The organism is Metapseudomonas otitidis, assembly GCF_900111835.1.
In the GTDB taxonomy this organism is placed as follows: Bacteria; Pseudomonadota; Gammaproteobacteria; order Pseudomonadales; family Pseudomonadaceae; genus Metapseudomonas; species Metapseudomonas otitidis.
On sequence record NZ_FOJP01000015.1, the window covers coordinates 117,264 to 129,776 of the forward strand.

The window sequence follows — 12,513 nt, forward strand, 5'->3', positions numbered from 1 at the left end:
TTTTTTGTCACTCCTCGACCGGCCGCAGCCAACTGGCCAGGCTTTTGTCGAACAATGCCTGCTGATCCTCCTGTAGCCGCTCCAGCGCGACCTTGAGCGCCGGATACCAGGGCTCGTCCAAGTGACCCGGCAACTGCGCCGGTTTCGGCAACGGCCAGGGGCAGTGGTTGAGCAGTTGGTGCAGGCTGTAGCTGGAAAGGTCTCGGCACAGCACCCAGGAACCCACCGCCACCGGGCAGGCTAGGTGCTGGGCCTCGAGGAAGTCCATCAGCTCCAGCCACTCATCCTCCGGCAGCAGCCAGCCGGCACGCTGCGCATCCAGGTGGCGGACCGGCAGGCCACGCTGCTGGCGGTCATGCATCACCCGCAGGATGCCCAGCACCACCAGCAGACGCGGCAAGGCCTGGCGGCGCCAGTGGCGCGAATGGCCCAGGTTGCACACCAGCTCCGCCCCAAAGAGCACGATCACCCATGAGACATAGACCCACAGCAGGAACAGCGGAACCGTGGCAAACGCACCATAGATCAGCTGATAGCCGGGAAAGAGGCTGACATACAGGCCGAACAAGGCTTTCGCCAATTCGAACAACAGCGCCGTGAACGCGCCCCCCACCACGGCATGCCGCAGGGGCACGCGGACGTTGGGCACCGCCGCATAGAGCAGGGTAAAGGCCGCCACGTTGAACAGCAGCGGGGTGAACCCCAGCAGCGCGCGGGTGCCGGCGATCTCGTTGAGGCTGGACAGCAGCGCCAGGGAAGTGATGTAGGTGCTCACCGCGAAGCCCGCGCCCAGCAGCAGCGGCCCCAGGCTCAGCACCGCCCAGTAGAGCAGGAAGCTGGCCATGCCCCGGCGCCGCTGGCGCACGCGCCAGATGGTGTTGAAGGCCTTCTCGATGGTCACCAGCATGGTGAAGGCCGTGATGGCCAGCAGCCCCACACCCACCCAGGTCAGGTGCCGCGCCTGCAGCGTGAAGCCCTGCAGGTACTCCTGCACGGCCTCGCCGGTACTGGGCACGAAGTTGTGGAAGATGAACCGCTGGATCTGCTCGCCCATGCCCTGGAAGGCCGGGATCACCGAGAGCATGGTGAAGGTCACCGTCATGATCGGGACCACGGCGAACAGGCTGGTGTAGGTGAGGGCCGCCGCGCTGTTGAAACCGTTGTCGCTGATGAAGCGCTGCAGCAGGAAACGCCAGAACTCCTCGATGTCTCTGATCCGCTGGCGCATTCCTTCTCCTTCGTTGACTGAGGTGCCTTGTCCGCCGCCCGAAACCACATGCACGGTTCAGGCCCGCACGCGGACGCGGTTAGAATAGCCGCCTCACTCAAGGCCTTGCGACCCCCGCCATGACCGAAATGACCCTGTATCACAACCCGCGCTGCTCGAAATCCCGTGGTGCGCTGGAGCTGCTGGAGGCCCGCGGCCTCACCCCGACCGTGGTGCGCTACCTCGAAACCCCGCCCAGCCCGGCCGAGCTGAAGACCCTGCTGGCGCGCCTGGGCATCGGCGCCCGCCAGTTGCTGCGCACCGGCGAGGAGGAATACCAGAGCCTGGGCCTGGCCGACACCGGGCTCAGCGACGACCAGTTGATCGATGCCATGAGCCAGCATCCGCGCCTGATCGAGCGCCCCATCCTGGTGGTGGGTGACAAGGCCGTGGTGGGCCGCCCACCGGAGAAGGTGCTGGAGATCCTGCCTTGAGCACGCCCTACGTCCTCGTCCTCTACTACAGCCGCCACGGCGCCACCGAGCGCATGGCCCGCCAGATCGCCCGTGGCGTCGAACTCGCCGGGCTGGAAGCGCGCCTGCGCACCGTGCCGGCGGTGTCCGCCGACTGCGAGGCCAGCGCGCCGGACATCCCCGCCGAAGGCGCCCCGTACGCCACCCTCGACGACCTCAAGGGCTGCGCCGGGCTGGCCCTGGGTAGCCCGACCCGTTTCGGCAACATGGCGGCACCGCTGAAGTACTTCATCGACGGCACCAGCAGCCTCTGGCTCAGCGGTGAATTGGTGGGCAAGCCGGCTGCCGTGTTCACCTCCACCGCCAGCCTGCACGGCGGCCAGGAGAGCACCCTGCTGTCCATGCTGCTGCCCCTGCTGCACCACGGCATGCTCATCACCGGCATTCCCTACAGCGAACCCGCCCTGCTCAGCACCACCGGCGGCGGCACCCCCTACGGCGCCAGCCACTACGCCGGCGCCGACGGCAAGCGCGGCCTGGATGAGCAGGAGAGCGCCCTCTGCCGCGCCCTGGGCCAACGCCTGGCACAGACGGCACTGCGACTGGAGAACGGACGTGGCTAGAAAACCCAAGAAACTCCCGGAGCTGGACTGGCTCGCCCCGCGCCTGGCCATCAGCCGCGCCCTGAGCCTGGCCAGCTTCCTCGGCCTGATCCTGCTGCTGACCGTATGGACCCTGGTGTACGCGGACCTGAACGGCGCCCGCTACTGGGTGGTGCTCAGCATCGAGCTGCTGCCCCTGGTGCTGCTGGCCCCCGGGATGCTCCTCGGCAACGCCCGCGCCCACGCCTGGGCCTGCTTCGTGATCAACCTCTACTTCATCCAGGGCGTGCTGGCCGCTGCCGATCCCAAGCGCATGGTGTTCGGCTGGCTGATGGTGGTGCTCAGCGTGGTGCTGTTCTGCGCGGCTTTGCTGTACACGCGCTGGAAGTTCCAGCACAACCGCAAGCTGGCCGGCGAAAGCTGAGGTCGGGAACGGTGAATCGCACGAAGCGCCCTACGGGGCGCTTCGTCGTTACCAGCCCAGGGTTTCCTTGAGGAAGGGGATGGTCAGCTTGCGCTGCGCCTGGAGAGAGGCCTGGTCCAGGCGTTCGAGGATGTCGAACAGCACGCTCATGTTGCGCGAGCCGCGGGTCATGATGAAGCGGCCGACTTCCTCGGTCAGGTGCAGGCCACGGCGCGAGGCACGCAGTTGCAGGGCACGCAGCTTGTCTTCGTCGGAGAGGGCGTGGAGCTGGAAGATCAGCGCCAGGGTCAGGCGCGACTTCAGGTCCGGCAGGGCGATGGGCAGTTCCCGCGGCGCGGTGTTGGCAGCCAGCAACAGCTTGCGGCCGGCATCACGCAGGCGGTTGAACAGGTGGAACAGCGCCTCTTCCCAGTCGGCGCGGCCAGCCACGGCATCCAGGTCATCCAGGCAGACCAGCTCGCACTGCTCCAGGTTGTCGAGGATCGCCGTGCCGTACTGCACCAGGTCCGCCAGGGGCAGGTACACCGCCTGCTCGCCACGCTGCTCGAAGCGCAGGCAAGCCGCCTGCTGCAGATGGCTGCGCCCGACACCCTCCGCACCCCACAGGTAGATCAGGCTCTCGGTCCACCCGGCATCGGGTTCGCAAAGGCGCTCGACATAGCCGAGGGCCGCGGCGTTGGCGCCGGGGTAATAGTTGGCGAAGGTCGCGTCGTCACGCAGGCGCACGCCAAGGGGAAGCTGGATGGGTTTCATGCCGTATCGCTGGGTTCGTCGGAACCGCTGCCGGTCTCTCCGTAAAGATCCGAAAGTTTATAGAAATCATGCGCATGGCGCAGCAAAACCATGATCACGGCCGCCACTGGCAGCGCCAGCAGTACACCGGTGAAGCCAAACAGCTGGCCGCCGGCGAGGATCGCGAAGATCACCGCCACCGGGTGCAGGCCGATCCGGTCGCCCACCAGCATGGGGGTCAGCACCATGCCTTCGAGCAACTGGCCAACGCCGAACACCACGGCAATTCCCAGCAAGGCATAGGGGTCGACCCCGCCGAACTGGAACAGCGCCGCCACCACGGCCATGCCGATACCGACAATGAAGCCCATGTACGGCACGATGCTGGCCAGCCCGGCCAGCAGGCCGATCAGCAGGCCGAGGTCGAGGCCGACGATCATCAGGCCCACCGCATAGATGCCGCCCAAGGCCAGCATCACAAGCAGTTGCCCACGGATGAACGCCCCCAGCACCTCGTGGCATTCGCCGGTGAGCTTCACCACCAGCCCTTCGCGGCTGCGCGGCAGCAGGCCACGCAGCTTGGCCACCATCAGGTCCCAGTCACGCAACAGGTAGAAGCCCACCACCGGGATCAGCAGCAGGTTGCCGACCCAGCCCACCAGCGCGAGGCCCGAAGCCGTGGCACTGGCCAGGATCACGCCCACCAGGTCGGTGGTCTGTCCCAGGTGGCCACTGACGACCTCCTTGAGCTTGTCGAAGCGCCAGAAGCCCTGGGGCAACCCCAGCTTGGCCTGGACCCAGGGCAGCGCGCTGTTCTGCAGCCAGTCCAGCATCTGCGGCGCCGTCTCGTAGAGCCGCGCCACCTGCCGCGCCAGCATCGGAATCAGGATCAGCAGCAGCGCCAGCAGCACCAGGCTGAACAGGGTGAACACCGCCACCACGCCCCAGGTGCGGGACAGCCCGCGAGCCTCCAGGCGGTCCACCAGCGGGTCCCCCATGTAGGCCAACAGCATGCCCACCAGGAACGGCGAAAGAATCGGATGCAACAGGTACAGCAGCCAGCCCAGGAGCAGAACGCCCCCGACCCACAGCCAGCGACGCGAATCAGTCATGACGGCCCCTCATCCCGGACGAATGTGGCAGGTAAAGCATCCTTACCACTGGAAGCGCAGCGCATTCTGCCGTGGCACGACCTGCGGCGCAGCGCCCGGTGCAGCCGGTTGGGCCGCGTCCACCGGCGCCTGCTCGGCGGGCGACTCGGTCAACCCACTAAGGGCCAGCTGGGCACGCAGTTGGTCGACGCTGGCGCTGACGTGGAAGCGCAGGACATTGCCCTCCACCTGGTACAGCCGGGCCCCGAAGGGCTCCAGCGCGCGCGACAGCTCGGCGTAGCGGTCCAGGTCGGCGCCCTTCACTTCCAGCACCTGCTCCTGACCGACGCCCGGCGCCACCACGAAACGCGGCGCCAGGCGCTGGCTCACGGCGAGCATCACGACATCGGCCAGGGCCGCCGGATCGGCCGCCTCCAGGGTGCCCTGCTCGCGGCTGTCACCGATCCACAGGTGCCAGGTGGCCTTCCACTTGCCATCCGCCTCGCTGGCCAGCACGGCGAGCAGGGCATCGGCACCATAGCGCTCGGAGGCCGGGTGCAAGGCTGCCGGGTCGGCAGCAGTCAGGTTCTCCGGCGTCGCGGCCAGTTGCTCACTGAGGTCCGCCAGCGGCAGGCGCAGCGGCAGTCCACGGTGCTGGGCGGCATCACGCAAAGGAGCGGCGGCGGTCTGGGCGTCGCCCACCAGGCTGGCGCCCTCGGCCGCCTGGTTCAGCCACCAGGTCAGGATCGCCGGGCGGTTGGCACTCCACAGGCCGATGCCGGCCTGGCGGAAGGTGCGATCGGTGGTCACCGGGTCGAAGTCCACCTGCAGCGACTGCCCCTCGTAGCCGAACTGGCTGATCAGTTGCTGCGGGTTCTTGCGCACCTCGGCCAGCGCCGGGTTGTTCAGCGCCTTGGTGTCGCCGGTCAGGCGGATCACCAGGGTTTCCAGCGCGCGGTTCAGCGCCTGGTCGCGCTCCTCGGGTTGCTGGGACAGCACCGGCTCGCGCACCTGATAGAGGCTGGCGACCGTTTCGGCATGGGCCAGCGGGCTGAGCAGCGGCAGGCAGACCAACAACAGGCGGGCGATCAGGCGCATGGGGGGACTCTCGACGAACGGATGGAGCGGCCGGGGCCGCATCGGGAAGGGCTATACCTTAAACAGGCCCATCCTGGCCGGCAACGGGCGGCGCCCGGCGGTGCGGGCTTTTCCCCCTGCGCGACCGCTGCCGATGGCCGCTACAGGCCAACCCTGATAAAATCGCGCGCCTTCGCGAACCGGCCCTTGTTGCCGGTCGACCCACGAATTTCCCCTAAAGGCCTGGATCTATGAGCAAGCAACCCTCCCTGAGCTACAAGGACGCCGGTGTGGACATCGACGCGGGCGAAGCCCTGGTCGAACGCATCAAGGGCGTGGCCAAGCGCACCGCCCGCCCTGAAGTGATGGGCGGCCTGGGTGGCTTCGGCGCCCTCTGCGAGATCCCGGCCGGCTACAAGCAGCCCGTGCTGGTCTCTGGCACCGACGGCGTCGGCACCAAGCTGCGCCTGGCGCTGAACCTGAACAAGCACGACAGCATCGGCCAGGACCTGGTCGCCATGTGCGTGAACGACCTGGTGGTCTGCGGCGCCGAGCCGCTGTTCTTCCTCGACTACTACGCCACCGGCAAGCTCAACGTTGACGTGGCCGCCACCGTGGTCACCGGCATCGGCGCCGGCTGCGAACTGGCCGGCTGCTCCCTGGTGGGTGGCGAGACCGCCGAGATGCCCGGCATGTACGAAGGCGAGGACTACGACCTGGCCGGCTTCTGCGTCGGCGTGGTGGAAAAGGCCGAGATCATCGACGGCTCCAAGGTCCGCACCGGCGACACCCTGATCGCCCTGCCCTCCTCCGGCCCGCACTCCAACGGCTACTCGCTGATCCGCAAGATCATCGAAGTCAGCGGCGCCGACATCGAGAACGTGCAGCTCGACGGCAAGCCCCTGGCCGACCTGCTGATGGCCCCGACCCGCATCTACGTCAAGCCGCTGCTCAAGCTGATCAAGGACACCGGCGCGGTGAAGGCCATGGCCCACATCACCGGCGGCGGCCTCACCGAGAACATACCGCGCGTGCTGCCCGAGGGTGCCCAGGCCGTCATCGACGTCGCCAGCTGGACCCGCCCGGCCGTATTCGACTGGCTGCAGGAGAAAGGCAACGTCGATGAGCGCGAGATGCACCGCGTACTCAACTGCGGCGTCGGCATGGTCATCTGCGTGGCCCCCGAACAAGTGGACGTGGCCCTGGAAACCCTGCGTGCCGCTGGCGAACAGCCCTGGGTGATCGGCCAGATCGCCGCAGGTGCCGAAGGCAGCGAGCGCGTCGTGCTGAACAACCTGAAAGCCCACTGATGACCGACCGCTGTGACGTGGTGGTGCTGATTTCCGGCTCCGGCAGCAACCTGCAGGCCCTGATCGACAGCACCACCAGCGCCGGGCATCCGGCGCGAATCCGCGCGGTGATCTCCAACCGCGCCGATGCCTACGGCCTGGAGCGTGCGCGCCAGGCCGGCATCGAAACCCGTGTACTGGACCATCGCGAATTCGACGGACGCGAGGCCTTCGACCAGGCCCTCGCGGCACTGATCGACAGCTTCGCCCCGCACCTGGTGGTCCTGGCCGGATTCATGCGCATCCTCAGCCCAGGCTTCGTGCGCCACTACACCGGCCGCCTGCTGAACATCCACCCCTCCCTGCTGCCCCGCCACAAGGGCCTGCACACCCACCAGCGCGCGCTGGAAGCCGGCGACGCCGAGCATGGCTGCAGCGTCCACTTCGTGACGGAGGAACTCGATGGTGGCCCTCTGGTCGTACAAGCGGTAATCCCGGTAGAGTCTGGCGATTCGCCAGACACCCTGGCCCAGCGGGTGCACGCCGAGGAACACCGTATCTACCCGCTGGCCGTGCGCTGGTTCGCCGAAGGTCGTTTGCGCCTCGGCGAGAACGGCGCCCTACTGGACGGCCAAGCGTTGCCCCCTACCGGGCAGCAGTTGCGTAACTAGGAGATTTGCCAATGCGTCGTGCTGTGCTGTTGCTCCTCGCCCTCTTCACCCTGCCGGTCACTGCGGCCGAGCTGAAGCCGTTCAAGGCCAGCTACACCGCCGACTGGAAGACCATGCCCATCAGCGGCAGCGCCGGCCGCTCCCTGAAGCAACTGGACGATGGGCGCTGGCAGCTGGATTTCGAGGCCTCCATGCTGGTGGCCAGCCTGAGCGAAGTCAGCGTATTCCGCCTGGACAAGACCACCTTCCTGCCCGTTACCTACCGCTTCAACCGCAGCGGCCTGGGCAAGAGCAAGCAGGTCGAGCTGGACTTCGACTGGGGTGAGAAGCAGGTCATCGGGACCGACCGCGGCAACCAGGTGCGCCTGCCCCTGAACCGCGGCATGGTCGACAAGTCCACCTACCAACTGGTGCTCCAGCGCGACGTTGCCGCCGGTAAGAAGAGCATGAGCTACCAGGTGATCGACGGCGACGAAGTGGAAACCTACGACTTCCGCGTCCTCGGCCAGGAGCGCGTGGACACCATGGCCGGCAGCGTCGATGCCATCAAGGTCGAGCGCGTGCGCGACCCCACCCAGAGCGCCCGCAAGACCACCCTCTGGTTCGCCAAGGACTGGGACTACCTGCTGGTGCGCCTGAACCAGGTGGAGAAGGACGGCAAGGAATACCAGATCATGCTCAAGGAAGGCAGCGTCGACGGCCGCGAGGTCAAGGGCAGCTGAGCCACCACGCCACCATCCCAGAAGCCGGGCCCTGCGCCCGGCTTTTTATTGGGCGCCCCACCGCAAGGCCGGGCTGGCAGCCACGCCGGACGGGTATAGGATGTCGGGGTACAGCCCTTGAGGATGCCCTCATGACCCCTTACCTGCCCCTTTCCTGCGAGCTGTACGACTACATCGAACTGGCCTGCCTGCACCGCTACCAGTTGCTCATCGAACTGGACGACGGCCGCCAGCTGGAAGCACGCGCCATGGACACCGAGACCGACCGCAACAAGGACGAATTCCTGCTGGTACACAGCGAGGCCGGGCGCGAGCGCTTGCGGCTGGACCAGATCGCCGCCATCACCCCGCTGACCGAGGGCGCGCACTTCGGCCGGGTGCTGCTGGGCAACCAGGTCTGCTGAGGATCCCCCAGCCATGAAAAAGCCGGGCATTGCCCGGCTTCTTCCCATTCAACCCGCACTCACCACATCAGGTCGTCCGGCACCTTGTAGGCGGCGTACGGATCGTCCTCGTCCACCTCTTCGGAGGCGACGTTGAGCAACACGATGCGACGCGGATCGCGCTCCTGGATACGCAGGGCGGCATCACGCGGGATCACCTCGTAGCCGCCGCCGTGCTGGACGATGGCCAGCGAGCCACGGCTCAGCTTGTCGCGCATCAGGTCGTTGACGGCGATGCGCTTGACCTTCTTGTTGTCGACGAAGTTGTAGTAGTCGTCGGTGGTCAGCTTGGGCAGGCGGGTGCGTTCGATCAGTTGCTTGACCTGCGCTGCGCGGGCCTTCTGGTCGGCCTTCTCCTGCTGCTGGCGGTTCAGCTCCTGGTCCTTGGCCAGCTTCTCGGCCTGGGCCTGGAGGGTGGCCTGGCGCAGGCTGTCGTCCTTCTCCACCTGGTTCTTCTTCTCCAGGCGCTGTTGCTTCTGCTGTTGCTTACCGGCCTGCTTGGCCTGCTTTTCACTGACCAGTCCGGCTTTCAGCAGCTGGTCACGAAGGGAAAGGCTCATGGGTCGTTCAGTCTCTCTGCTTAGCAGCCAAGGGTGGCTTTTTCCTGTTTCTTGGCCTCGCCCCAGAGGGCGTCCAGTTCATCCAGGGTGCAATCTTCAATGGGACGACCCGCTTCGCGCAATGCCTGTTCGATGTAGCGGAAGCGCCGCTCGAACTTGGCGTTAGCCGAACGCAGTGCCGTCTCGGGGTCGACCTTCAGGTGACGGGCGAGGTTGACCGCAACGAACAGCAGGTCGCCCAGTTCCTCGGCCACCGCCTCGGGGTCGTTCTCGCTCATGGCTTCGAGGACCTCGTCCAGCTCCTCGCGGACCTTGTCCACCACCGGCAGCGCCTCGGGCCAGTCGAAGCCCACCTGAGCCGCGCGCTTCTGCAGCTTGGCCGCCCGGGACAGGGCCGGCAGCGCGCTGGGCACGTCGTCCAGCAGGGAGAGCTGCTCCGGGGCGGCGGCCTGCTCGGCGCGCTCCTCGGCCTTGATCTCCTCCCAGCGCTGCTTGATGGCGGCCTCCTCCAGGCGTGCCATGTCCGGGGCGCCGTACAGGTCGCCGTCGGGGAACACATGGGGATGGCGGCGCACCAGCTTGCGGGTGATCGCATCGACCACCGTGGCGAACTCGAAGCGGCCCTCCTCCTTCGCCAGCTGGCTGTAGTAGACGACCTGGAACAGCAGGTCACCCAGCTCGCCGGGCAGGTGGGCGAAGTCACCCCGCTCGATGGCGTCCGCCACCTCGTAGGCCTCTTCGAGGGTGTGCGGGACGATGCTGGCGTAGTCCTGCTTCAGGTCCCAGGGGCAGCCGTACTGCGGGTCACGCAGCCGGGCCATCAGGTGCAGCAGGTCATTGAGTTGGTACATGGCAGATCCAGTGGTTGAACCCGGCGCGACCTGAACGTCACGCGCGAATCGCACAGCGGTTCAGGCTGCGCGATTACGACGGGCCTCGATGATGTTGGGCAGCTGGGCGATCTTCGCCAGCAGGCGGCCCAGGGCGTCCAGCCCCGGGATCTCGATGGTCAGCAGCATGGAGGCGGTGTTGTCCTCCTTGTTCGAGCGGGTGTTCACCGCCAGCACGTTGATGCGCTCGTTGAGCAGCACCTGGGACACGTCACGCAGCAGGCCGGAACGGTCGTAGGCCTTGATGACGATGTCCACCGGGTAGGTCTGCACCGGCACCGGGCCCCAGCTGACCTGGATCATCCGCTCGGGTTCGCGGCTGGCCAGCTGCAGCGCCGAGGCGCAGTCCTGGCGGTGGATGCTGACGCCACGACCGAGGGTGATGTAGCCGACGATCGGGTCGCCCGGCAGCGGCTGGCAGCAGCCGGCCATCTGGGTGAGCAGGTTGCCGACGCCCTGGATCTGCACGTCGCCGCGCTTGCCCGGCTTGTACTGTCCGGTGGAGCGGCGGGGGATGAGCTCCAGCTGCTCGCTGGTGCCGCGCTCCGGCTCCACCAGTTGCTGGGCGTTGCTCACCACGTGGGCCAGGCGCAGGTCGCCGGCCCCCAGGGCCGCGTGCATGTCCTCGGCGGTGCGCAGGTTGCACTTCTCGGCGAGCTTCTCGAAGTCCACCGGCGGCAGCGCCAGGCGCGCCAGCTCGCGCTCGAGCATGGCCTTGCCGGCGGCGACGTTCTGGTCGCGGGCCTGCAGCTTGAACCAGTGGACGATCTTCGCCCGCGCCCGGGAGGTGGTGATGTAGCCCAGGTTGGGGTTGAGCCAGTCGCGGCTCGGCGAGCCCTGCTTGCCGGTGATGATTTCCACCTGCTCGCCGGTCTGCAGGCTGTAGTTCAGCGGCACGATGCGCCCGTTGATCTTCGCGCCCCGGCAGTTGTGGCCGATCTCGGTGTGCACGCGGTAGGCGAAGTCCAGGGGCGTGGCGCCCTTGGGCAAGTCGATGGCGTGGCCATCGGGGGTGAACACGTAGACGCGGTCGGGCTCGATGTCGACCCGCAGCTGCTCGGCCAGCCCGCCGATGTCGCCCAGCTCCTCGTGCCACTCCAGCACCTGGCGCAGCCAGGAGATCTTCTCTTCGTAGTGGTTGGAGCTGGTCTTGACGTCGGTGCCCTTGTAGCGCCAGTGGGCGCAGACACCGAGTTCGGCTTCCTCGTGCATGGCGTGGGTGCGGATCTGCACCTCCAGCACCTTGCCGTCCGGGCCGATCACCGCCGTGTGCAGGGAGCGGTAGCCGTTCTCCTTGGGGTTGGCGATGTAGTCGTCGAATTCCTTGGGGATGTGGCGCCACAGGGTGTGCACGATGCCCAGCGCGGTGTAGCAGTCGCGCACTTCCGGCACCAGCACGCGCACAGCGCGCACGTCGTAGATCTGGCTGAACTGCAGGCCCTTGCGCTGCATCTTCCGCCAGATGGAATAGATGTGCTTGGCACGCCCGCTGATGTCGGACTTGATGCCCGCCGCCGTGAGTTCCTGGCGCAGCTGGTTCATCACGTCGGCGATGTACTGCTCGCGGTCCAGGCGGCGCTCGTGCAGCAGCTTGGCGATCTTCTTGTACTGGTCCGGCTCCAGGTAGCGGAAGGACAGGTCCTCCAGCTCCCACTTGATGTGGCCGATGCCCAGGCGGTGGGCCAGGGGCGCGTAGATGTCGAACACCTCGCGGGCAACGCGGTGGCGCTTCTCCTCGTCGGCGTTCTTCACCTCACGGATGGCGCAGGTGCGCTCGGCCAGCTTGATGAGAGCGACGCGCACGTCGTCGACCATCGCCACCAGCATCTTGCGCAGGTTCTCCACCTGGGTCTGGGTGCCCAGCACCATGGACTGGCGCGGGTTGAGGCTGGCACTGATGGCGGCCATGCGCAGCACGCCCTCGATCAGCTTGGCGACCACCGGACCGAAGCGCTGCTGCACGTCGGCCAGGGGGATCTTGCCCTCGCGCACGCCGCGGTAGATCACCGCCGCCACCAGGGATTCCTGGTCCAGCTTGAGGTCAGCGAGAATCTCGGCGATCTCCAGACCCGTCTGGAAGCTGGAGGTGCCTTCGGCCCAGAGGTTCTGCGCGGCGTTGGCCTGCTGCTCGGCATCGCGGGCGAACTCGCAGGCCTGCTTCAGCACGGCGCGGTCCAGCACCGGATCGAGACTGAGCACATGGTCCAGCCATGCCTCGAGGTTGATACTGCCGTCGGTGTTGACCGGCTGTTGCGCTCTGACCTGTACCATCTTGCCTTACCTTCCCTACGGCGCATGCCAGCGCGCCGAATGATCGCCAGCCTCTCTGGGC

14 protein-coding genes are annotated in these 12,513 nt (G+C 67.0%); 7 read left to right on the plus strand and 7 right to left on the minus strand.

Features of this window, described 5'->3' with window-relative positions; all coding sequences use genetic code 11:
* Window positions 1-7: 7 nt before the first annotated feature.
* Window positions 8-1,228, minus strand: coding sequence for a YihY family inner membrane protein (locus BM198_RS20170; RefSeq protein ID WP_074971898.1), 1,221 nt, complete (start codon window positions 1,226-1,228; stop codon window positions 8-10).
* 119 nt (window positions 1,229-1,347) lie between these two features.
* Here BM198_RS20170 and arsC point away from each other — a divergent pair, with 119 nt between their 5' ends.
* From arsC to BM198_RS20185, 3 genes are read left to right on the plus strand one after another with little or no spacing between them, the layout of a single operon-like run.
* Window positions 1,348-1,701 carry an arsenate reductase (glutaredoxin) gene (gene arsC / locus BM198_RS20175; RefSeq protein ID WP_069562213.1) on the plus strand — a complete coding sequence of 118 codons (354 nt, stop codon included), beginning with the start codon at window positions 1,348-1,350 and terminating at the stop codon, window positions 1,699-1,701.
* Window positions 1,698-2,303 carry an NAD(P)H:quinone oxidoreductase gene (gene wrbA, locus BM198_RS20180; protein WP_044414163.1) on the plus strand — a complete coding sequence of 202 codons (606 nt, stop codon included), beginning with the start codon at window positions 1,698-1,700 and terminating at the stop codon, window positions 2,301-2,303. The genes arsC and wrbA overlap by 4 nt, the downstream gene beginning before the upstream one ends.
* On the plus strand, window positions 2,296-2,706 hold the full coding sequence (locus tag BM198_RS20185; protein WP_044414166.1) for a DUF2069 domain-containing protein: 411 nt from the start codon (window positions 2,296-2,298) through the stop codon (window positions 2,704-2,706). The genes wrbA and BM198_RS20185 overlap by 8 nt, the downstream gene beginning before the upstream one ends.
* A gap of 48 nt (window positions 2,707-2,754) precedes the next feature.
* Here BM198_RS20185 and hda read toward each other — a convergent pair whose 3' ends face one another.
* The 3 genes from hda to BM198_RS20200 are packed head-to-tail and all read right to left on the minus strand — an operon-like array spanning window position 2,755 to window position 5,627.
* Window positions 2,755-3,459 carry a DnaA regulatory inactivator Hda gene (hda, locus tag BM198_RS20190; protein ID WP_044414169.1) on the minus strand — a complete coding sequence of 235 codons (705 nt, stop codon included), beginning with the start codon at window positions 3,457-3,459 and terminating at the stop codon, window positions 2,755-2,757.
* Complete coding sequence (locus BM198_RS20195) at window positions 3,456-4,550, minus strand: AI-2E family transporter (RefSeq protein ID WP_074971899.1); 1,095 nt, start codon at window positions 4,548-4,550, stop codon at window positions 3,456-3,458. The genes hda and BM198_RS20195 overlap by 4 nt, the downstream gene beginning before the upstream one ends.
* 42 nt (window positions 4,551-4,592) lie before the next feature.
* Window positions 4,593-5,627: a DUF2066 domain-containing protein gene (locus tag BM198_RS20200; protein WP_074971900.1), complete on the minus strand. Its 1,035-nt coding sequence runs from the start codon at window positions 5,625-5,627 to the stop codon at window positions 4,593-4,595.
* Window positions 5,628-5,857: 230 nt separating this feature from the next.
* Here BM198_RS20200 and purM point away from each other — a divergent pair, with 230 nt between their 5' ends.
* From purM to BM198_RS20220, 4 genes are all read left to right on the plus strand, one after another.
* Complete coding sequence (gene purM, locus BM198_RS20205; protein WP_074971901.1) at window positions 5,858-6,916, plus strand: phosphoribosylformylglycinamidine cyclo-ligase; 1,059 nt, start codon at window positions 5,858-5,860, stop codon at window positions 6,914-6,916.
* Window positions 6,916-7,566 carry a phosphoribosylglycinamide formyltransferase gene (gene purN, locus BM198_RS20210; protein ID WP_074971902.1) on the plus strand — a complete coding sequence of 217 codons (651 nt, stop codon included), beginning with the start codon at window positions 6,916-6,918 and terminating at the stop codon, window positions 7,564-7,566. Before purM ends, purN begins: the two co-directional genes overlap by 1 nt.
* 11 nt (window positions 7,567-7,577) lie before the next feature.
* Entirely contained in the window at window positions 7,578-8,288 is a 711-nt protein-coding gene (locus tag BM198_RS20215; RefSeq protein WP_044414180.1) for a DUF3108 domain-containing protein, read from the plus strand.
* A 131-nt stretch (window positions 8,289-8,419) separates the two neighbouring features.
* Window positions 8,420-8,692, plus strand: a complete 273-nt coding sequence (locus BM198_RS20220) for a Rho-binding antiterminator (RefSeq protein WP_044414183.1) — start codon at window positions 8,420-8,422, stop codon at window positions 8,690-8,692.
* Between the two features lie 59 nt (window positions 8,693-8,751).
* Here BM198_RS20220 and BM198_RS20225 read toward each other — a convergent pair whose 3' ends face one another.
* From BM198_RS20225 to relA, 3 genes are read right to left on the minus strand one after another with little or no spacing between them, the layout of a single operon-like run.
* Window positions 8,752-9,291 carry a DUF2058 domain-containing protein gene (locus BM198_RS20225; RefSeq protein WP_044414186.1) on the minus strand — a complete coding sequence of 180 codons (540 nt, stop codon included), beginning with the start codon at window positions 9,289-9,291 and terminating at the stop codon, window positions 8,752-8,754.
* Window positions 9,292-9,311: 20 nt separating this feature from the next.
* Complete coding sequence (gene mazG, locus BM198_RS20230) at window positions 9,312-10,142, minus strand: nucleoside triphosphate pyrophosphohydrolase (RefSeq protein WP_044414189.1); 831 nt, start codon at window positions 10,140-10,142, stop codon at window positions 9,312-9,314.
* 60 nt (window positions 10,143-10,202) lie between these two features.
* On the minus strand, window positions 10,203-12,452 hold the full coding sequence (gene relA, locus BM198_RS20235; RefSeq protein ID WP_044414192.1) for a GTP diphosphokinase: 2,250 nt from the start codon (window positions 12,450-12,452) through the stop codon (window positions 10,203-10,205).
* Between the last annotated feature and the right edge of the window lie 61 nt (window positions 12,453-12,513).

Excerpts from the sequence above, each read along its gene's own strand:
- mazG (WP_044414189.1), bottom strand. The coding sequence starts at position 10,142 with ATGTACCAACTCAATGACCTGCTGCACCTGATGGCCCGGCTGCGTGAC.
- BM198_RS20225 (WP_044414186.1), bottom strand. The coding sequence starts at position 9,291 with ATGAGCCTTTCCCTTCGTGACCAGCTGCTGAAAGCCGGACTGGTCAGT.
- relA (WP_044414192.1), bottom strand. The coding sequence starts at position 12,452 with ATGGTACAGGTCAGAGCGCAACAGCCGGTCAACACCGACGGCAGTATC.
- BM198_RS20215 (WP_044414180.1), top strand. The coding sequence starts at position 7,578 with ATGCGTCGTGCTGTGCTGTTGCTCCTCGCCCTCTTCACCCTGCCGGTC.
- BM198_RS20220 (WP_044414183.1), top strand. The coding sequence starts at position 8,420 with ATGACCCCTTACCTGCCCCTTTCCTGCGAGCTGTACGACTACATCGAA.
- BM198_RS20170 (WP_074971898.1), bottom strand. The coding sequence starts at position 1,228 with ATGCGCCAGCGGATCAGAGACATCGAGGAGTTCTGGCGTTTCCTGCTG.
- hda (WP_044414169.1), bottom strand. The coding sequence starts at position 3,459 with ATGAAACCCATCCAGCTTCCCCTTGGCGTGCGCCTGCGTGACGACGCG.
- arsC (WP_069562213.1), top strand. The coding sequence starts at position 1,348 with ATGACCGAAATGACCCTGTATCACAACCCGCGCTGCTCGAAATCCCGT.
- BM198_RS20200 (WP_074971900.1), bottom strand. The coding sequence starts at position 5,627 with ATGCGCCTGATCGCCCGCCTGTTGTTGGTCTGCCTGCCGCTGCTCAGC.
- purN (WP_074971902.1), top strand. The coding sequence starts at position 6,916 with ATGACCGACCGCTGTGACGTGGTGGTGCTGATTTCCGGCTCCGGCAGC.
- BM198_RS20195 (WP_074971899.1), bottom strand. The coding sequence starts at position 4,550 with ATGACTGATTCGCGTCGCTGGCTGTGGGTCGGGGGCGTTCTGCTCCTG.
- purM (WP_074971901.1), top strand. The coding sequence starts at position 5,858 with ATGAGCAAGCAACCCTCCCTGAGCTACAAGGACGCCGGTGTGGACATC.